The sequence below is a fragment of the Saliniferula longa genome (assembly GCF_050789285.1).
Taxonomy (GTDB): Bacteria; Pseudomonadota; Alphaproteobacteria; order Rhodobacterales; family Rhodobacteraceae; genus CAVPWP01.
Genome location: NZ_JBOUVX010000001.1, coordinates 680,716 through 699,599 on the forward strand (window position 1 = coordinate 680,716; position 18,884 = coordinate 699,599).

Here is an 18,884-nt window from a genome sequence, read left to right on the forward strand (position 1 = left end):
GACCCTGCTTAAGCGAGGCGGCCGCGCGCGGCAAGCGCGTGGCCTTCAGACCAGCCCGGCCTCGGTCAGAAGCCGGCGCGCCTCGTCCAGGGGCGGGGTCAGGGTGGCGCGATCCTCGCCGGGGAAGAAGCGGGCGCGCAGCGCCGTGGCCATGGGGGCAGGGGACAGCACGTCGACGCGCGGGCCGATCGAGGCGCCCTCGGCCTGCCAGCTGCGCGCCAGGGCCATCTGCGCGGCCTTCGTCGCGCCATAGGCGCCAAAGAACTTCTGGCCTGCGCGGGGGTCGTCGAAGAACACCGCCCGCCCGGCCTCGGCCGCACGCAGCAGCGGCTCGACATAGGCGATCAGGCGCTGCGCGGCGGTGACGTTGACGTCGAGGCTTTTGGCCCAGTCCTTGGCGTCGATGTGCGCAAGGGGCGACAGCGGGGCGGCGTGGATCGCGGTATGGGCCCAGAGGTCGACATGCCCCCAGCGGTCGTGGATGCCCCGGCAGAGCGTCGCCATCGCCTCGGGCACGGTGATGTCCATCGGGGCGAGCGTGGCGCTGCCGCCGGCCGCCTTCACGCGGTCGTCGACTTCTTCCAGCGCGCCCGTGGTGCGCGCCACGGCGACGATGTGATGCGTGGGCGCCAGGGCTTCCGCCAGCGCGGCGCCCAGCCCGCGCGAGGCCCCGGTGATCAATGCGATGCGTGGTGCGGTCTGTGTCATGGGGCGGGGTGATGAGGGCGCGGCCGGGCAAGGTCAATCGGAATTTGCGCGCTGCCCTCGTGGTTCGGGCGGGACACCACGCCGCGGCCCCGCCCGAAGGCTTCACACCCGGGGCGCGGCCAGACCCTCTCGGGCCGCTCCCTCCAGGGCCTGTGCGGCCCTGCATCTCAGGTGGGGCGGCGACGGCGGGTTTTCATGTCACGCGACCGCGTGACCGTCGAGGTCAGCCCAGACGCTCGGCGAAGAAGGCAAGCGTCCGGTCCCAGGCAAGGGTCGCGGCGGCCTCGTCGTAGCGGGGTGTCGTGTCGTTGTGAAAGCCGTGGTTCACGCCGGGATAGACGTATTCGGTGAAGGTCTTGCCGTTGGCGCGCAGCGCCTCGGCATAGGCTTCGGCGCCGGCGTTGATGCGGTCGTCCAGCCCGGCGTAGTGGATCAGAAGAGGTGCCTCGATCCGGGGCACATCCGCGACCTCGGGCTGGCGGCCATAGAACGGGACCGAGGCGGCAAGGTCGGGATAGGCCACGGCAAGCGCGTTGCAGACCCCGCCGCCATAGCAGAAGCCGACGCAGCCGACCCGCCCGGTCGAGCCGTCGTGATCGCGCAGGAACTCGAAGGCGGCGAAGAAATCTGCCATCAGCTTTGCGCCGTCAAGTTGGCCCTGCATCTCGCGCCCCTGGTCGTCATTGCCGGGATAGCCGCCCAGCGGCGTGAGCCCGTCGGGACCGAAGGCGAGGTAGCCCGCCTTGGCGGTGCGCCGGACCACATCCTCGATATAGGGGTTCAGGCCGCGGTTCTCGTGGATGACGAGGACCGCGGGCAGGGGGCCCTCGGCGCCCGCGGGTCGGGCCATCAGTCCTCGGATCGTGCCGTGGCCTTCCGGGCTGTCGTATTCGGCGACCATCGTCTCGATCGCCGGATCGTCGGGGGCGACCTGTTGGGCCAGCGCGTAGTTCGGCGCCAGCTGTTCAAGGATCATTGCCCCCGTGACGCCCGCGGCGGCATAGCGCCCGGCCTTGGCGATGAAGTCGCGCTTCGACATCTTCCCGTGCACGTAGCCGTCGAAGATCTCGAGGATGCGGGGGTCGAAGTCGCTGGCTTTCTTGCGGGGCGGGGTCGTCATGGCGGATCTCCATCAGGGGCCTTCAGGTCAATCAAGAAGGGTAGCCCCGGGCGCCAAAGGGTCAGCCCACGATCGCGTGATGCGCGCGCCGGCGCGGACCACCGCCCGCGGGCGGTCGGCTTACTCGGCCGCCTTCAGCGTGAAGCCCTGTTCGATCATGTCCGAGGGCGCCACCGGGTATTCGCCCGAAAAGCAGGCATCGCAATAGCGCGGGGCCTTCGGATCGCGGCCGGCGGCTTCGCCCACCGCGCGGTAAAGCCCGTCAAGCGTGATGAACCGCAGCGAGTCGACGCCAAGATGGCTGCGCATTTCGTCCTCGCTCATGGTCGCGGCCAGAAGCTTTTCGCGCTGCGGGGTGTCGACGCCATAGAAGCAGGGCCAGGCCGTGGGTGGCGAGGCGATGCGGAAATGCACCTCTTTCGCGCCGGCATCCAGGATCATCTCCTTGATCTTGCGGCTCGTGGTGCCGCGCACGACCGAGTCGTCCACAAGCACCACCCGCTTGCCCCGGATCAGCGCGCGGTTGACGTTCAGCTTCAGCCGGACGCCCATGTTGCGGATCTGCTCGGTCGGTTCGATGAAGGTGCGCCCGACATACTGGTTGCGGATGATCCCCATCCCGTAGGGGATGCCGCTTTCCCGGGCAAAGCCGATGGCCGCGGGCGTGCCCGAGTCAGGCACCGGGCAGACGATGTCGGCCTCGGCCGGGGCCTCGCGCGCCAGTTCGATGCCGATGCGTTCGCGCGTCTCGTAGACCGAGTGCCCGCCAAGAATCGAGTCGGGACGCGAGAAATAGACGTGCTCGAAGATGCAGAAGCGGGGCTTGGCGCGCTCGAACGGGTGGTGCGAGGCAAGCTTGCCGTCCTCGATCACGACCATTTCGCCGGGCTCGACCTCACGCACGAACTCGGCCCCGATGATGTCAAGCGCGCAGGTCTCGGACGACAGCACCCAGCCGTCGCCCAACCGGCCAAGCACAAGCGGCCGCACGCCCAGGGGGTCGCGCACGCCGATGAGCTTGGTGCGCGTCATCGCGACGATGGAATAGGCCCCTTCGACGCGGCGCAACGCGTCCTTCATCCGTTCGGGCACGGTCCGCTGAAGCGAACGCGCCATCAGGTGGATGATGCATTCGGTGTCCGACGAGGACTGGAAGATCGACCCGCGGTCGATCAGTTCGCGCCGAAGCGCCACGGCATTGGTGATATTGCCGTTGTGCGCGATGGCCGCGCCCCCCATCGAGAATTCGCCGAAGAAGGGCTGGACGTCGCGGATCTGGGTGTTGCCCTTCGACCCGGCGGTGGAATAGCGCACATGCCCGATGGCCAGCGGGCCGGGCAGCGTTTCCATCAGTCGGGCCGAGGTGAAGTTGTCGCGCACATAGCCGAAGCGGCGGGCCGACTGGAAGCCGGTGGCGGGATCGTGGCTCACGATGCCGCCGGCTTCCTGTCCGCGATGCTGAAGCGCGTGCAGACCAAGGGCCACGAAGTTCGCGGCATCCACCACGCCGATCACGCCGAACACGCCGCACTCCTCGCGCAGCTTGTCGTCGTCGAAGGGGTGGGCGTAGTAGGGTTGGGCGGGGGGCAGGTCGGCCATTCGCGCGGGCGCTCCGAATCCGTCAGCGGGCAGCGGCTTCTGCTTAGCGGGAACCGCCGCCCGTGTCACGAAAGGATCACACCGCGCGCATGCGTCGCCGTCTGACCCTCGCCGGTCCGTGATCAGCCCGCCTCGGCCAGTTCCAGCGCGATGGCCGTGCCGATCGCATAGGTGATCAGGACGCGGTCGCCCGGAACCCGGGCGCGCGCGAAGGCGCGCAGCTCGCGCGCGACTTCGACGACGACCGTCTCGCCCTCGGGCGTGATCAGCGTGGCCTTGTTCGTGCGCTGGTCGTAGGACACGACTTCATAGACCCCCGACATCACGCCCGCGGCAGCCCGGCCCACCGTGCCGTTGTCGACGAAGACTCCTTCGGCCGCCGTCACCTGACGTTCGCCGGTGTCGCTGGGCAGGGCCATGTCGACCGCCACCGCCTCGGTGTAGGTGACGCGCACCCGGTCGCCGGGCTCGACGATGTCGAAGGCGGGCACGGCTTCGTTCGCGCGCAGCGTCAGCGTCCGCCCCTCGATGCGCAGCACGACGCGGCGGTTCGCGCGGTCGACCTCGCGCACGGTGCCGACGGTGGTGAAGGTGGCGTCGCGCTCGGCCGAGGTGACGTCGCCGCCCGGCATCATGTCGCAGGCGGCAAGAAGCAGCGCCATCGCGGCTGCGGCCAGGATTCGAAGTGTCATGTCTGGTCTCCCTGTTGCGTCCGGTGTTCGGACCGGCTCAGAACTCGCCCGCGCCCTGTTGCCAGGCCTTGGCCAGGTTTCCGAAGCGGGTGAAGCGGCCCTCGAAGCTCAGCTCGACGGTGCCGATCGGCCCGTGGCGCTGCTTGCCGATGATCACTTCCGCCCGGCCGTGAAGCCGCTCCATCTCTTCCTGCCATTTCGCCATGGCCTCGAGATCGTGGTCGCCGGGCTTTTCGCGTTCCTTGTAGTACTCTTCGCGGAAGACGAACATCACCACGTCCGCGTCCTGCTCGATCGAGCCCGACTCGCGCAGGTCCGACAGCTGCGGGCGCTTGTCCTCGCGCGATTCCACCTGCCGCGACAGCTGCGACAGGGCGACCACGGGAATGTCGAGTTCCTTGGCGATGGCCTTCAGGCCCTGGGTGATCTCGGACACCTCGTTCACCCGGCTGTCCTTGGCCGTGGCCGGGCGGACAAGCTGAAGGTAGTCGACGATCAGAACGTCGAGCCCGTGCTCGCGCTTGAGCCGGCGCGCGCGGGCGGCCAGCTGGCTGATCGGCAGCGCGGGGGTGTCGTCGATGAACAGCGGACAGGCCTCGAGCGCCTTCGCGGCCTCGACGAAGCGGCGGAACTCGCCCTCGGTCATGTCGCCGCGGCGGATCTGTTCGGACGGCACCTCGGCCGCCTCCGACAGGATCCGCGCGGCCAGCTGTTCGGCCGACATCTCGAGGCTGAAGAACCCCACGACGCCGCCGCCCACCGCGCCCTCGGACCCGTCGGGCCGCCGCCCGCGGCGATAGGTCTTGGCGATGTTGAAGGCGATGTTGGTGGCCAGCGACGTCTTGCCCATCGACGGCCGGCCGGCAAGGATCAGCAGGTCCGACTTGTGCAGCCCGCCCAGCTTCTTGTCGAGATCGACAAGCCCGGTCGAGATGCCCGCAAGCCCGCCGTCGCGCTGGTAGGCGGCGTTGGCCATGTTCACCGCGTCGGTGACCGCCTTGAGAAACGACTGGAAACCCTGGCCCGACTGCCCGGCCTCGCCCAGCTTGTAAAGCGCCTGCTCGGCCTCGACGATCTGCTCCTTCGGCTCGCTTTCCACGGCGACGCGCGCGGCCTTCGCGGAAATGTCGCGGCCAAGTCCGATCAACGCGCGGCGGATCGCAAGGTCGTGGATCATCTGCGCATAGTCGCGCGCCGCGAAGGACGAGATCGCCGATCCCGCCAGGCGCGCAAGATAGGACGGCCCGCCCAGTTCCTTCAGGCCCGGATCGTCCTCGAGAAAGGCCTTCAGCGTCACCGGCGAGGCCAGCGCGTTCTTGGCGATCCGCGCCGCGGCCACCTCGTAGATGCGGGCATGGACCGGATCGAAGAAATGGCGTTCGTCGATGACGGACGCGATCCTGTCGTAGATGTCGTTGTTCGTCAGGATCGCGCCCAGCAGTTGCTGCTCGGCCTCGATATTGTGCGGCAACGCCTCGACGCCCTCATCGTCGCTCCGGCTGATGCCGATGGCCCGTATCTCGCTCATGCCTGTCCCTGCCTGTTGATCGGCATCACTACCCTCAGTCGCGCCCGCGGGAAACGTGTAAATCTCGGTGGAGGACTGCCGGGATAACCCTGTAGACAAGTCGGCCAGCCGCCTCCGGGGCCCAGATCTTGGGCCTGAACGCTGGGTATCCCCCGAATATCGGACGGGCGCGCGATTCGCTCAAGGCTTATCCCCGGTCACCCACAGGCCACCCACAGGCCACCCTCAGGCCACCCTCAGGCCACCCTCAGGCCACCCTCAGGCGCCCGCGCGGGCCTCCTGCCAGGCGCGGGGATCGTTCAGGAAGGCCTCGACCTCGGCCAGGGTGCCGGCGTCGAAGGCGCCGCGCCGCCGCGCCTCGGCCAGCACGTCCCACCAGGTGCACAGGCTGTGCAGCCGGACGCCATGCGCGCCCAGCGTCGTCTCGGTCTCCGGGAAGATCCCGTAATAGAAGATGACAGCGGTATGCGCGCAGGTCGCGCCGGTCTCGCGGATGGCGTCGACGAAGCTCAGCTTCGAGCCGCCGTCCGTCGTCAGATCCTCCACCAGAAGCACCCGGTCGCCGTCGCCCATCACGCCCTCGATCCGGGCGTTGCGGCCATAGCCCTTGGGCTTCTTGCGCACATAGGTCATCGGCAACGACAGCCGCTCGGCCACCATGGCAGCGAAGGGAATGCCCGCCGTCTCGCCGCCCGCCACGTTGGTGAAGGCCTCGAACCCGGCCTCGCGCATCACGGTCACGGTCAGGAAGTCCATCAGTGTCGCGCGGACGCGGGGAAAGCTGATCAGCTTGCGGCAATCGATATAGGTGGGCGACGGCAGGCCCGAGGCCAGCGTGAAGGGGTCGTGCGGGCGGAAGTGGACCGCGCCGACTTCCCACAGCATCGAGGCCGAAAGCCGCGCGATCTCGGTCTTGTCGGGAAATCCCGTGGGCAGCATCGGCTTGGGTCCTTCTTCTTGGGTCAAATATCCTCGCCGAAGGCGAACTCCGTCACTCCGCGACCCGCCAGAGCAGGGGAAAGCCCGGATCGAAGACGGTGATGGGCCCGTCGGCGGTGGCGATCTTGGCCGGATAGGCCACCGGATCGCCCTTCGTCAGCGTGATCGAGTCGGCGTTCGGCGGCAGGCGGTAGAAGGCCGGTCCGTTGAGCGAGGTGAAAGCCTCGAGCCGGTCAAGCGCCCCCTCCTCCTCGAAGACATGGGCCAGGATCGACAGCGTGTTCGTCGCCGTGAAACAGCCCGCGCAGCCACAGGCCGATTCCTTCAGCGCATCGACATGGGGCGCGCTGTCGGTGCCAAGAAAGAACGACGGATCGCCCGAGGTCGCCGCCGCGCGCAGCGCCAGGCGATGCTCCTCGCGCTTGGCCACTGGCAGGCAGTAATAATGCGGCCGGATCCCGCCCACCAGGATGTGGTTGCGGTTGAGGATCAGGTGATGCATCGTGATCGTCCCGGCGATGTCGGCGCCGCCGGATGTCACGTAGTCGACCCCGTCGCGGGTGGTGATGTGCTCCATCACCACGCGCAGGCCCGGCGTGCGGCGGCGGATCGGGTCAAGCACGCGGTCGATGAACACCGCCTCGCGGTCGAAGATGTCGATGTCGGCATCCGTCACCTCGCCGTGGACGCACAGCGGCAGGCCGATCTCGGCCATGGTCTCGAGCACGCCGCGCACCCTGTCGAAGTCGCGCACGCCCGAGGCCGAGTTCGTGGTGGCCCCGGCGGGGTAAAGCTTGACCGCCGTGATGGTGCCGACCTTCGCGGCCGCCTTCACGTCCTTGGGGTCGGTGGTCTCGGTCAGGTACAGCGTCATCAGCGGCGTGAAGTCCATGCCCATCGGCAGCGCCGCGCGGATGCGCTGGCGATAGGCCGAGGCCTGCGCGCCGGTCACGACCGGCGGCACGAGATTCGGCATGACGATGGCGCGGGCGAAGTGGCGCGCGCTTTCGGGCAGCACGGCGGCCAGCACCGCGCCGTCGCGCAGGTGCAGGTGCCAGTCGTCGGGGCGGCGGAGCGTCAACCTGTGGCTCATGGCGATCGCTTAGCGCAAGCCTGCGCGCGGGGGAAGGGCGGGGCACTGCCCAAAAATCAGGCAATGACCTGCCGAAGGCCGTCAAAGCGGCCGCCCGTCATTGCGCCCCCGACCGCGGGCGATAGTCTGAACGCCGATCAAGGGACCGCCCGAATGCTCGACACCGCCCCCATCGCGATGCAAAGAAGCCGCGGCCAGGCCGAGGTGGCGCTGTCGTCCGCAGGGCGCGTGACGCGGCTCTACCAGCAGGGCTGCGCCAAGGCCTTTCTGCCACGCTGCCACGGCCCCGAGCCCGAGGTCGTCTTCCTCAACACCGCGGGCGGGGTCACGGGGGGCGACCGGCTGGACTACCGGATCGACGTGGCTCCGGGGCTGCGGGCGACCGCCACCACCCAGACCGCCGAGCGCGCCTATCGCGCCAGCGCGGGCAGCGCCCCGGGCGAGATCGCGGTGACCGCCCGCGTCGGCGCGGGCGGCGTGTTGCACTGGCTGCCGCAGGAGACGATCCTTTTCGACGGGGCCGCGATCGACCGGCGGACCGAGATCGCGCTTGAAGGCGACGCGGCCTGCCTGCTGTGCGAGACGCTTGTGCTGGGCCGCGCCGCGATGGGCGAGGCCGTGGGCGAACTGTGGCTCGCCGATCGCCGGCGCGTCACGCGCGACGGTCGCCCCGTCCTGCTCGAGCCGTTGGAACTGACCTCGGCGCGGATCGCCGCCCGCTGCGGCGGCGCGGGCCTTGACGGCGCGCGGGTGCTGGCCTTCGTGGCGCTTGTCGCGGCCGATGCGCCCGATGCCCTGGGCCCGGTGCGCCGGGCGCTGGGCGACGGTCCCGGCGCCGCCGCCACCGCCTGGGACGGGCGTCTGATCGTGCGGATGATGGGCGCCGACGCCCAGTCCGTGCGTCAGCGCGTCGCCCGGGTCCTGACAACCCTCCGCGGACGCGCCCTGCCGCGCGTCTGGCAAGTCTGAAAGGCCAAGGATGAACCTGACCCCGCGCGAAAAGGACAAGCTTCTCGTCAGCCTCGCCGCCATGGTGGCGCGCGGCCGCCTGCAGCGCGGCGTCAGGCTGAATCACCCGGAAGCCATCGCGCTGATCACCGACTTCGTCGTGGAAGGCGCCCGCGACGGCCGTTCGGTCGCCGACCTGATGGAGGCCGGCGCCCATGTCGTGACCCGCGAGATGTGCATGGAGGGCGTGCCCGAGATGATCCACGACGTGCAGGTCGAGGCGACGTTCCCAGATGGCACGAAGCTTGTGACCGTGCATCACCCGATCCGCTGACAGGGAAGGAGGAGCCCCATGTTCGCAGACCTGATCCTTGGCATCGCCGCCGGCGCCGGCGCACCCTATGCCGAGACCCACATCAAGAACGCGCTGGAAAGCGTGCTACTGGCCGACGCGCCGCTGACGCCGATGGAGCTGCGCTTGTTCAGCTTCGCGCTGTGCCTTGTGGCCGCGGCGATCCTGGCCGCGATCCTGGGCGAGGGCACGGCCTTCGGCGTGGCCCTTGGCGGCGCGATCGGCGTCTTCGCCCCCCGCATCGTCGCGCGCGTGCAAAAGCGCCGCGCCCCCGACTATGGTTCCGACCCCGAAAAGGAGTGACCCGCTTGAAAGCCCTTTCCATCCTTGCCCCGCTCTTCGCCGCGGCCCCGGCGCTGGCCCACGAGGGCGCGCATCTGCACCCCCACGGGATCGACGCCGCGTGGCTTTTCCTGGCGCTGCCGGTGATCGGCGTCGCGGCGGCGCTGGCCGTGGCCCGGATGCGCAAATGATCCCCGGCGAGGTGATGCCCGCGCCGGGCGACATCGAACTGAACGCCGGGCGCGAAGCGATCAGGCTGACGGTGTCGAACACCGGCGACCGGCCGGTGCAGGTCGGCAGTCACTATCACTTCGCCGAGACGAACGCGGCCCTCGACTTCGACCGGGCCGCGGCGCGCGGCATGCGCCTTGACATCGCCGCCGGCACCGCCGTGCGGTTCGAGCCGGGACAGACCCGCGAGGTGCAGCTTGTGCCCTATGGCGGCGACCGGCGCGTGTTCGGCTTCAACCAGGCCGTCATGGGGGATTTGTGATGTTCGGCCGCCCCAAGTCCGACCCCGTCGACTGGTGGCTTCTGGGGTGGCAGACCTCGGTCATGCTGACCGAAGCGCAGGCGGTGATCGCCATGCGGCTGATGGGACTGGCGGGCGTCTGGACGGTGACCCCCTCCGAGACGCTTCGCATGGTCACGGAAAAGCCCGTGGCCTATGCCCGCGCGGCCGAGGCGGCCGGGCGCGCCGCCTTTGCGGGAAAGGCGCCGCATCTGATCGCGGGCGCGGCCCTGAAGCCGGTGCGCCGCAAGACCCGCGCCAACTCGCGGCGCCTTGCGCGGGGCGGTCCCCGACGGGCCGCGCCGCGATCATGGACGTGAAAGGACCGACCGATGTTTCCCAATCCCGCTGACGCCTTCACCAATCCCGTCCGCTACTGGAGCGATCTGGCCGTTCTGCAGATCGAGTTGTCGCGACAGATCTACGAGGCCGCCTGCCTGATGAACCCCTATCTGCCGCGGGTCGGGGTCGGCGTGGGATGGCGCGGGCCGGCCGCAGGCACCGCCGCTGCCCGATCCATGCCCGCCCGCGCCCTGTCGTCCTGACGCCCGACCTTTCCAGACGCCCGAGTTTCCCTGACGCCCGAGGTTTTCGCCCATGCCCACCCGCATCTCCCGCGCTGCCTATGCCGACATGTACGGCCCCACCACCGGGGATCGGGTGCGTCTTGCCGACACCGACCTGGTCATCGAGGTCGAGCGCGACCTGACCACCTATGGCGAAGAGGTGAAGTTCGGCGGCGGCAAGGTGATCCGCGACGGCATGGGGCAAAGCCAGGTGACGCGGGCCGGCGGCGCGGTGGACACCGTCATCACCAACGCGCTGATCGTCGATCACTCCGGCATCTACAAGGCCGATGTCGGACTGCGCGACGGGCGGATCGTCGGCATCGGCAAGGCCGGCAACCCCGACACCCAGCCCGGCGTGACCATCATCGTGGGTCCGGGGACCGAGGCGATCGCGGGCGAGGGGCGCATCCTGACCGCGGGCGGGATGGACGCGCATATCCACTTCATCTGCCCCCAGCAGATCGACGACGCGCTGCATTCTGGGCTGACCACGATGCTGGGCGGCGGGACGGGCCCCGCGCACGGCACGCTGGCCACGACCTGCACGCCCGGGCCCTGGCACATCGCGCGGATGCTTCAGGCCGCCGACGCCTTTCCGATGAACCTGGCCTTCGCCGGCAAGGGCAACGCCAGCCGCCCCGAGGCACTGGTCGAGATGATCGAGGCCGGCGCCAGCGCCATGAAGCTGCACGAGGACTGGGGCACGACGCCCGGCGCCATCGACTGCTGCCTGAGCGTGGCCGACGACATGGATGTGCAGGTGATGATCCACACCGACACGCTGAACGAGTCGGGCTTCGTCGAGAACACGCTGGCCGCCATGAAGGGCCGGACGATCCACGCCTTTCACACCGAAGGGGCAGGGGGCGGGCACGCGCCCGACATCATGAAGGTCGTGGGCTACGAGAACGTCCTGCCGTCCTCGACCAACCCGACGATGCCCTACACGGTGAACACGCTGGAAGAGCATCTCGACATGCTGATGGTGTGCCACCACCTCGACAAGGCGATCCCCGAGGACGTGGCCTTCGCCGAAAGCCGCATCCGCAAGGAAACCATCGCCGCCGAGGACATCCTGCACGACATGGGGGCATTCAGCGTCATGGCGTCGGACAGCCAGGCCATGGGACGGGTGGGCGAGGTCATCATCCGCACCTGGCAGACCGCCCACAAGATGAAGCTTCAGCGCGGACGCCTGGCCGAGGAGACGGGCGAGAACGACAACTTTCGCGTCAAGCGCTACGTCGCCAAGTACACGATCAACCCCGCGATCGTGCACGGGATCTCGGCGCATATCGGTTCGGTCGAGGTGGGCAAGCGGGCCGATCTTGTCCTGTGGACCCCCGCCTTCTTCGGGGTGAAGCCGGACATGGTGCTGATCGGCGGCACGATCGCGATGGCGCAGATGGGCGACCCGAACGCCAGCATCCCGACCCCGCAACCGGTGCATTCGCGGCCGATGTTCGGCGCCTTCGGGCGGGCGGTCGAACGGTCCGCCGTCACCTTCGTCAGCCAGGCGGCGCTCGCGGCCGACGTGAAGGGGCGCTATGGGCTGGCCAAGGACACGGTCGCGGTCAGCGGCACGCGGGGCATCGGCAAATCGGCGATGATCCACAACAGCGCCCGGCCGACAGTCGAAGTGCATCCCGAAACCTACGAGGTGCGCGCCGACGGCGAACTGCTGACCTGCGAGCCGGCGAAGGTCCTGCCCATGGCGCAACGCTACTTCCTGTTCTGAGTTCTCAACCTGTCCGGATTTTGGGCAATAGGCCGGCGATTGCGCTTCGCTGCTATGCAGAAAGCGCATGACGGGAATTCCGAATCACACCTTGCTCCGGAGCGGGCGCCGCGCCACTTCAGGCATAGGCACATCCGTGCCCAAACCGGAGTAGAAAATGTCCTTGTTCAACCGCATGATGGCCCTGGTGGAGGCCTTCGCGAGCGCTAACCCCTTCTCCACCCTGATGTCCCTGTCGGACCCGTCGCTCAATTCCCGCGGCCTTTACCGCGACGACCTGCCCCGCGCCTACATCGCGGGCATGAGCGGTCGCTGACGCCCCGAACGCGGGACTTCGACGCGGGTCGTGCGGGCAGAACGCTCGCCGCAACGCAGAAATTCTGATAGACCCGGACCATGGGAGGAAGCCCGACCGAAAGGCGCGAGGTTTCCACATGTCCGGGTCGACAGAGTTCACGATCGCCTTTTCGCCGCCGCTTTCGGCCAGGCTTGACCGATACTTCGCCGAGATGGGGCAGGGCGTGAACGCCCATCGCCTGATCCGCGACCGCCGCGACATCCTTCTGTGGCTGAATGCCCGAAGCGACGCCGAACTTGCGCGCATGGGCCTGACGCGCGACGGCATCCCGGCGCATGTCTTCGGCGATCTGTTCGGCTAAGCCCAAAGCTTGGGCGAACCCGCTCTTTGCCCCCCGTTCGCGGCGCCGGCCCTTGCATGTCCGCCTCGCCGCGGTTTTGATCTGGCGGACCTTCGGGAGCCCGCCATGACCCTTGTCCGCGCCATTGCCGTCACCCACGACCATGCCCCGGCCGGCGACAGCCTGAGCCTGACCTACGAGGCGCGACTCCTGCGCCGCAGGCGCCTTGTGACCGATACGGGCCGCGAGATCCTTGCCGATCTGCCCGAGACCGTGTCGCTGGGCGAAGGCAACTGCCTTCTGCTCGAGGATGGCGGGCGGGTGGCGATCCACGCCGCGCCGGAGGACCTGCTGGAGGTCACGGGCGACCTGCCACGTCTGGCTTGGCACATCGGCAACCGCCACACGCCCTGCCGGATCGAGGACGGGCGGCTTCTGATCCAGCGCGACCATGTTCTGAAGGCGATGCTTGCGCAGTTGGGCGCGACATTGCGCGACGTGGTCGAGCCCTTCACCCCCGAGGGCGGCGCCTATGGCCATGGCCGGACCTTCGGGCACAGCCATGGCCATGACCATGGTCATAGCCACGATCACCACCACCACGAACACGGGACCCACCACCATTCCCACGACTGACGCCGATCTCCTGAAGCTTGTCCAGTGGCTGTCGCCCGCCTTTCCGGTGGGCGGCTACGCCTATTCGCACGGGCTCGAGGCGGCGATCTCCGAGGGCCGGGTCAGTGACGCCGCCACCTTGCAGCAGTGGCTTGCCACCGTTCTTGGCCATGGATCGGGGCGGGCGGACGCCGTCCTTCTGTGTGTGGCGATGGCGCCCGATGCCGATCATGCGGCGCTGGCCGAACTTGCCGCTGCGCTGGCGGCATCGTCCGAGCGCTGGACCGAGACCATCGACCAGGGCCACGCCTTCACCGAGGCGCAGAACGCTCTGAGCGGAAATGCCTTTTCCCCCGCGCCCCTGCCTGTCGCGGTGGGGCGCGCAGCGGCGGCGCTGGCGCTTCCGGCCGAACGGGTTGCCGCGCTTTACCTTCATGCCTTCGCCTCGACCCTGGTGTCGGGCGCGGTGCGCTTCATCCCGCTTGGCCAGACCGACGGGCAGCGCGTCCTGGCCGCGCTTCACCCGCTGATCGAGGCGGTGGCGCAAGAGGCGGCGCAGACCGACCCCGACCACATCGCGACCTCGGCCTTCGGGGCGGATCTTGCGGCGATGCGGCACGAAGGCCTGGAAGTGAGGATCTTCCGGACATGACAGGAAAGGGACCGACCCGATGAGCACCCCCAGCCGCAGCCCCCACGGCCCGCTGCGCGTCGGCATCGGCGGCCCGGTCGGCGCGGGCAAGACCACGCTGACCGAAAAGCTGTGCCGCGCGATGGCGCGCGACTATTCGCTGGCCGTCATCACCAACGACATCTACACGCGCGAAGACGCCGATTTCCTGCTGCGCGCGCAGGTCCTGCCGGCCGAGCGCATCCGCGGGGTCGAGACCGGGGGCTGTCCGCACACCGCGATCCGCGAGGATGCCTCGATCAACCTTGCGGCGGTGGCCGATCTTCGGGCGAAGCTGCCGGATCTCGACCTGATCCTGATCGAAAGCGGCGGCGACAATCTTGCCGCGACCTTCAGCCCGGAACTGGCCGACCTGACGATCTATGTGATCGACACGGCCGCGGGGCAGGACATTCCCCGCAAGAAAGGGCCGGGGCTGGCCCGGTCGGACCTGCTGGTGGTCAACAAGACCGATCTTGCCCCGCATGTTGGCGTCGACCTCGATCTTCTGCGGTCGGACGCGGCGGCGGCCCGGGGGCCACGCCCCTTCGTCATGGCCAGCCTGCGCGGGGGCATCGGCATCGATGCGGTCGTCGATTTCATCCTGCGGGAGGGCGGACTGCGGCCGGCCGCTGCGAAGGCGGGCTAGGGCGCGCTGCCGCCCGGCTCCCGATCTTGGCGACGGCAGCGGACTTGACCTCGGCGCGTCGGTATTACCTTGATCGGGGTGTAGCGAGGGGCACCGCGAAGGATTGACGCCGGTCAATGCCGGGGTCGGTGCCACCTTCCAATTTCCCGCCGTGTTCCGATCGCGGATCGGGAGCGAAAGAGGACCGTTGAATGCGCTTTCTGCCCATCCTTGCCGTGCTGTGCCTCGCCGCCTGCGTCCCGTCCGATCCGTCGCCGTCGTCCGGTGCGCCGTCTGGGACAGCGTCCGGGGTGTCGTCCCAGGCATCATCGTCCGAATTCCTGCAGTGCCCGAACAGGCCCGGTCGGCAGTATCGCCCGGGCTTCGAGAACGTGACCTGCAAGGATCGCTAAGGCGCCCGGGTGGCCCTCAGGCGGAAGGGATGATGTCGCCGCCCGGCACCCGTCGTCCCTGCGCCTGAAGCTGGTGCGCCGCTTCCTCGAGGAAGTGACGGAACCGCGGGGTGCGGTGGACCTTCAGCACCGCGCGGCACAGAAGCACGGTCAGGTAGGGCCGCCCCTCGGCCTGCACGCGTGACAGAAGCGCGCGCAGGTAGGGCAGGTGCCCGCGACGTTCGCGCAGCGCGCGCAGGAAGGTCATCCGATCAAGCGTGCCTTCGGCCGCGGCGTCGATCACCGTGCGGAAGACGCCCATCGCGCGCAGGTCCGCGTCGATCGCGCCGGCCCCGCCGCGACGGTAGCGGATGCGATCGACATTCGGGCGCACGAACAGCGTCGCATGCATCGCGTCGAGTTCCTCGCCCGGATCATAGACGACGAAGGCCCGCTCGGCGGCTTCGATCATGTCGGGGGCATAGCCGTAGCGGCGGGTGAAGTCGGTGCGCCGCATGTGGGCGAAGCGGTCGTCCCATTCGGTCAGCCCGGGATCGAGCGTCGCCTGCGGCGAGACCAGGATCACGGTGGCGCCCGGCGCGGCGACGGAATAGGCGGCGGCGGCATAGCCGCACATGCCCGCCCCGTAGAAGATCACGCGGTCGAATTCCTCGAAGAAGCCTTCGTCCACAAGCCGGTCGAAATAGCCCCAGACATGGCGCGATCGGAACCATGTGTCGCGGGTCGCCACGAAGGACATGTGCGACCAGCCGTTGCTTTCGGGAAGGCCGAAGCCAAGCGGAAGGCCATTCCCGTTGAACGACCGGATGCCGCCGCGTGTTTCGAAGCTGACGAAGAGAACCGAGGCGTCGCCCGAGACGAAGACGACCGAATGGTCATCGCCCAACGGCGAGAAATACCCGCGATCCCGCCCGATTTCCTCAAGCTCGCAAAGCCATTCGGTGTCGGTGAGATCTTCCGACAGGGTTACGCCGCCCACCATCCCACACTCGTTCCAGATACGACCATTACACCCAAGGCATAGGCCGCGCCGCCCCGCAATGCAAACGGCATTGCGCCGCGGAACCGACTGTTTCCACCGTGCGATCAGTATCGGGCAGGTGGCCGCCCCCTGTGGACGGTCAAAAGAACGCCTGAAGCCCGGTCTGCGCGCGGCCAAGGATCAGCGCGTGCACGTCGTGGGTGCCTTCGTAGGTGTTGACCGTTTCAAGGTTGATCATGTGCCGGATCACCTGGAAGTCGCCCGAGATGCCGTTGCCGCCATGCATGTCGCGCGCGGCGCGGGCGACGTCCAGCGCCTTGCCGCAATTGTTTCGCTTCATCAGGCTGATCAGTTCGGGGCTGGCGGTGCCGTCCTCCATCATGCGGCCAAGGCGAAGGCAGCCCTGCAGACCCAGGGCGATCTCGGTCTGCATGTCGGCGAGTTTCTTCTGGAAAAGCTGCGTCTGGGCCAGCGGGCGGCCGAACTGCCGGCGGTCAAGGCCGTAGGTGCGGGCGCGGTGCCAGCAATCCTCGGCCGCGCCCATCACGCCCCACGAGATGCCGTAGCGCGCGCGGTTGAGGCAGCCGAAGGGACCTTTCAGCCCTTCGACGCCGGGAAGAAGCGCGTCCTCGCCCACCTCGACGCCGTCCATGACGATCTCGCCCGTCACGCTGGCGCGCAGCGACAGCTTGCCGTCGATCTTCGGCGCCGACAGGCCCTTCATGCCCTTCTCGAGCACAAAGCCGCGGATCTTGCCGCCGTGGGCGTCGGACTTGGCCCAGACCACGAAAACGTCCGCGATCGGGCTGTTCGAGATCCACATCTTCGATCCCGTCAGGCGGTAGCCGCCGTCTGTCCGTTCGGCGCGGGTCTTCATGCCGGCCGGGTCGCTTCCCGCGTCGGGCTCGGTCAGGCCGAAGCAGCCGATCCAGTCGCCCGCGGCGAGCTTGGGAAGGTAGCGGGCGCGCTGCGCGTCGCTGCCATAGGCGTGGATCGGGTACATCACCAGGCTCGACTGCACGCTCATCATCGAGCGATAGCCCGAATCGACGCGCTCGATCTCGCGCGCGACAAGGCCGTAGGTGACGTAGCCCGCGCCCAAGCCGCCGAAGTCCTCGGGGATGGTCACGCCCAGAAGCCCGGCCGCGCCCATCTCGGCGAAGATCGCGGGGTCTGTGGTTTCCTCGGCATAGGCCTTGGTCACGCGCGGCTGCAACCGGTCCTGTGCGAAGGCGCGGGCGGCGTCGCGCAACATGCGCTCGTCCTCGGTCAGCTGGGCCTCGATCTGGAAGGGGTCTTCCCAGACGAAGCGGCCAAGTTCCGGGCGGTGGGCGGCGGCGATCTTCTGCGTGACGTTCATCGGTTTTCTCCCGTGGCGCGGCTCCTACCTACTCCTGCGCGGGCGCAAGGGCAAATGCGGCGCGTTGGCAAGGCGACCGCGACCCCGCCTGGACCGTGCGGTCAGCCGCGACGCCAGACGCCCAGAAGGTTGTTCGCAGGCATCGGCTGCCGCGCCTCGGGCTGAAGCCCCGCGGCCCGGGCGAGGGCGTCGATCTCGTCGATCTCGCGAAGACCCCAGGCAGGGTCGTCGGCGCGCAGGCCCGCGTCGAAGGCCCGGTTGCCGTCCCCCTGGAACGCGCCACCCACGCGGAACGGCCCGTAAAGCAGAAGACGGCCCCCCGGGCGCAGCGCGCGACCTGCGCCCGCGACGATGCCTTCGGTCACCGCAAAGGGCGCGATATGGGTGACGTTGGCGGCAAGCACGGCCGTGAGCGGCCCCAGAGCGCCGATGTCGGGCCGGCCGGCCCAGTCGGCCGCGGCGTCGATCGCGAAGGCCGGGCGCGGCGGCGCGCCCAGTTCGGCTGCCCAGGCCGCGATCGAGCGGCGATGCACCGGGTCGGGGTCGGACGGCCACCAGTCAAGGCGCGGGAACGCCAGCGCGAAGGCCGCCGCGTGTTGCCCTGTGCCCGCGCCGATCTCGAGCACGGGGCCGGTGTCGTCGCCGATCAGACGCGCAAGCGCGGCGATGAGCGGCGGCGCATTGCGCAGGAAGACGGGCGAAAACAGGCGACCGTCCGGCGTGCTGTCCTGCACGCCGGGGCGAAACTGTGCGGTATGGGAACTGGTCGGGGCGCCGCTCACCGGGTGTTCGGGGCCGGGCCTACTTGGTCGGGCCGATCATCATGACCATCTGGCGGCCTTCCATCTTCGGCATGTTCTCGATCTTGCCGATTTCTTCCACGTCGGTCGCCACACGTTCCAGAAGCTGACGCCCGAGGTCCTGGTGCGCCATCTCGCGTCCGCGGAAGCGCAGCGTGACCTTCACCTTGTCGCCGTTCTCGAGGAACCGGATGACGTTGCGCATCTTCACATCGTAGTCATGAGTGTCGGTGTTCGGGCGGAACTTGACCTCCTTGATCTCGATGATCTTCTGCTTCTTGCGGGCCTCGGCCTCTTTCTTCTGCGTCTCGTACTTGTACTTGCCGAAGTCCATGATCTTGCAGACCGGAGGCGTGGCGTTGGGCGAGATCTCGACAAGGTCGAGCCCGACTTCCTCGGCCATTTCCAGGGCGCGTGCCGGGGTGACGACGCCTATGTTCTCGCCCTCGGCTCCGATGAGCCGGATTTCCGGGGCGCGGATTCGATCGTTGATTCGGGGGCCTGTCTCACGCACCGGGGGTGCGTTGTGCGGTCTGCGAGCGATGGTGTTCTTCCTTCGGTTGCCACTTTGCTTGAGCGTTGAAAATAAAGGGAGTGCGCGCGGCTTTCAAGCGGAATAGGGAGCAGGGTCGGCCGCGTTTCGCCGGAGGCGCCGCAGGCACAAACTGGGGCTTTCCCTTTCGCGCGTTTGTCCCCACA

General features: G+C 68.7%; 24 protein-coding genes. 13 read left to right on the top strand and 11 right to left on the bottom strand.

Annotation, left to right across the window (positions count from 1 at the left end; translation table 11 throughout):
• Positions 1-45: 45 nt before the first annotated feature.
• The 7 genes from ACRDNQ_RS03115 to pyrC form a co-directional block, all read right to left on the bottom strand.
• The gene (locus ACRDNQ_RS03115; RefSeq protein ID WP_431827164.1) at positions 46-708 is read right to left on the bottom strand and encodes an SDR family NAD(P)-dependent oxidoreductase; all 663 of its coding nucleotides are present in this window, start codon (positions 706-708) and stop codon (positions 46-48) included.
• A gap of 223 nt (positions 709-931) precedes the next feature.
• Entirely contained in the window at positions 932-1,828 is an 897-nt protein-coding gene (gene yghX, locus ACRDNQ_RS03120; protein WP_431827165.1) for a YghX family hydrolase, read from the bottom strand.
• Positions 1,829-1,948: 120 nt separating this feature from the next.
• Positions 1,949-3,427 carry an amidophosphoribosyltransferase gene (gene purF / locus ACRDNQ_RS03125; protein WP_431827166.1) on the bottom strand — a complete coding sequence of 493 codons (1,479 nt, stop codon included), beginning with the start codon at positions 3,425-3,427 and terminating at the stop codon, positions 1,949-1,951.
• A 122-nt stretch (positions 3,428-3,549) separates the two neighbouring features.
• Positions 3,550-4,119, bottom strand: coding sequence for a hypothetical protein (locus ACRDNQ_RS03130; RefSeq protein WP_431827167.1), 570 nt, complete (start codon positions 4,117-4,119; stop codon positions 3,550-3,552).
• Positions 4,120-4,156: 37 nt separating this feature from the next.
• On the bottom strand, positions 4,157-5,647 hold the full coding sequence (locus tag ACRDNQ_RS03135) for a replicative DNA helicase (RefSeq protein ID WP_431827168.1): 1,491 nt from the start codon (positions 5,645-5,647) through the stop codon (positions 4,157-4,159).
• A gap of 258 nt (positions 5,648-5,905) precedes the next feature.
• The gene (locus ACRDNQ_RS03140; protein ID WP_431827169.1) at positions 5,906-6,586 is read right to left on the bottom strand and encodes an orotate phosphoribosyltransferase; all 681 of its coding nucleotides are present in this window, start codon (positions 6,584-6,586) and stop codon (positions 5,906-5,908) included.
• A 52-nt stretch (positions 6,587-6,638) separates the two neighbouring features.
• On the bottom strand, positions 6,639-7,679 hold the full coding sequence (gene pyrC / locus ACRDNQ_RS03145) for a dihydroorotase (RefSeq protein WP_431827170.1): 1,041 nt from the start codon (positions 7,677-7,679) through the stop codon (positions 6,639-6,641).
• A 153-nt stretch (positions 7,680-7,832) separates the two neighbouring features.
• On the opposite strand from pyrC, the gene ACRDNQ_RS03150 reads away from it, so the two are divergent.
• From ACRDNQ_RS03150 to ureG, 13 genes are all read left to right on the top strand, one after another.
• Positions 7,833-8,648, top strand: a complete 816-nt coding sequence (locus ACRDNQ_RS03150; protein ID WP_431827171.1) for an urease accessory protein UreD — start codon at positions 7,833-7,835, stop codon at positions 8,646-8,648.
• A gap of 10 nt (positions 8,649-8,658) precedes the next feature.
• Positions 8,659-8,961 (top strand): urease subunit gamma, encoded by a 303-nt coding sequence (locus tag ACRDNQ_RS03155; protein WP_431827172.1) that lies wholly within the window; start codon positions 8,659-8,661, stop codon positions 8,959-8,961.
• Positions 8,962-8,979: 18 nt separating this feature from the next.
• On the top strand, positions 8,980-9,282 hold the full coding sequence (locus ACRDNQ_RS03160) for a hypothetical protein (protein ID WP_431827173.1): 303 nt from the start codon (positions 8,980-8,982) through the stop codon (positions 9,280-9,282).
• 5 nt (positions 9,283-9,287) lie between these two features.
• Positions 9,288-9,452 (top strand): hypothetical protein, encoded by a 165-nt coding sequence (locus ACRDNQ_RS03165; RefSeq protein WP_431827174.1) that lies wholly within the window; start codon positions 9,288-9,290, stop codon positions 9,450-9,452.
• On the top strand, positions 9,449-9,754 hold the full coding sequence (locus ACRDNQ_RS03170; RefSeq protein WP_431827175.1) for an urease subunit beta: 306 nt from the start codon (positions 9,449-9,451) through the stop codon (positions 9,752-9,754). The genes ACRDNQ_RS03165 and ACRDNQ_RS03170 overlap by 4 nt, the downstream gene beginning before the upstream one ends.
• Entirely contained in the window at positions 9,754-10,092 is a 339-nt protein-coding gene (locus tag ACRDNQ_RS03175; protein WP_431827176.1) for an antifreeze protein, read from the top strand. The genes ACRDNQ_RS03170 and ACRDNQ_RS03175 overlap by 1 nt, the downstream gene beginning before the upstream one ends.
• 12 nt (positions 10,093-10,104) lie before the next feature.
• The gene (locus tag ACRDNQ_RS03180) at positions 10,105-10,317 is read left to right on the top strand and encodes a hypothetical protein (protein WP_431827177.1); all 213 of its coding nucleotides are present in this window, start codon (positions 10,105-10,107) and stop codon (positions 10,315-10,317) included.
• 52 nt (positions 10,318-10,369) lie between these two features.
• Positions 10,370-12,079: an urease subunit alpha gene (gene ureC / locus ACRDNQ_RS03185; RefSeq protein WP_431827178.1), complete on the top strand. Its 1,710-nt coding sequence runs from the start codon at positions 10,370-10,372 to the stop codon at positions 12,077-12,079.
• Positions 12,080-12,236: 157 nt separating this feature from the next.
• On the top strand, positions 12,237-12,395 hold the full coding sequence (locus tag ACRDNQ_RS03190; protein ID WP_431827179.1) for a hypothetical protein: 159 nt from the start codon (positions 12,237-12,239) through the stop codon (positions 12,393-12,395).
• 118 nt (positions 12,396-12,513) lie between these two features.
• Positions 12,514-12,738 (top strand): hypothetical protein, encoded by a 225-nt coding sequence (locus tag ACRDNQ_RS03195; RefSeq protein ID WP_431827180.1) that lies wholly within the window; start codon positions 12,514-12,516, stop codon positions 12,736-12,738.
• Between the two features lie 105 nt (positions 12,739-12,843).
• Positions 12,844-13,353, top strand: a complete 510-nt coding sequence (locus ACRDNQ_RS03200) for an urease accessory protein UreE (RefSeq protein ID WP_431827181.1) — start codon at positions 12,844-12,846, stop codon at positions 13,351-13,353.
• Entirely contained in the window at positions 13,292-13,984 is a 693-nt protein-coding gene (locus ACRDNQ_RS03205) for an urease accessory protein UreF (RefSeq protein ID WP_431827842.1), read from the top strand. Before ACRDNQ_RS03200 ends, ACRDNQ_RS03205 begins: the two co-directional genes overlap by 62 nt.
• 19 nt (positions 13,985-14,003) lie before the next feature.
• Positions 14,004-14,651, top strand: a complete 648-nt coding sequence (ureG, locus tag ACRDNQ_RS03210; RefSeq protein WP_431827182.1) for an urease accessory protein UreG — start codon at positions 14,004-14,006, stop codon at positions 14,649-14,651.
• 408 nt (positions 14,652-15,059) lie between these two features.
• Here the strand turns inward: ureG and ACRDNQ_RS03215 are convergent, their stop codons facing one another.
• The 4 genes from ACRDNQ_RS03215 to infC form a co-directional block, all read right to left on the bottom strand.
• On the bottom strand, positions 15,060-16,025 hold the full coding sequence (locus ACRDNQ_RS03215) for a phosphoadenosine phosphosulfate reductase (RefSeq protein ID WP_431827183.1): 966 nt from the start codon (positions 16,023-16,025) through the stop codon (positions 15,060-15,062).
• 139 nt (positions 16,026-16,164) lie between these two features.
• Positions 16,165-17,385, bottom strand: coding sequence for an acyl-CoA dehydrogenase (locus ACRDNQ_RS03220; protein WP_431827184.1), 1,221 nt, complete (start codon positions 17,383-17,385; stop codon positions 16,165-16,167).
• Between the two features lie 101 nt (positions 17,386-17,486).
• The gene (locus ACRDNQ_RS03225; RefSeq protein ID WP_431827185.1) at positions 17,487-18,167 is read right to left on the bottom strand and encodes a DUF938 domain-containing protein; all 681 of its coding nucleotides are present in this window, start codon (positions 18,165-18,167) and stop codon (positions 17,487-17,489) included.
• A 19-nt stretch (positions 18,168-18,186) separates the two neighbouring features.
• Positions 18,187-18,699, bottom strand: coding sequence for a translation initiation factor IF-3 (infC, locus tag ACRDNQ_RS03230; RefSeq protein WP_431827186.1), 513 nt, complete (start codon positions 18,697-18,699; stop codon positions 18,187-18,189).
• Positions 18,700-18,884: the final 185 nt, after the last annotated feature.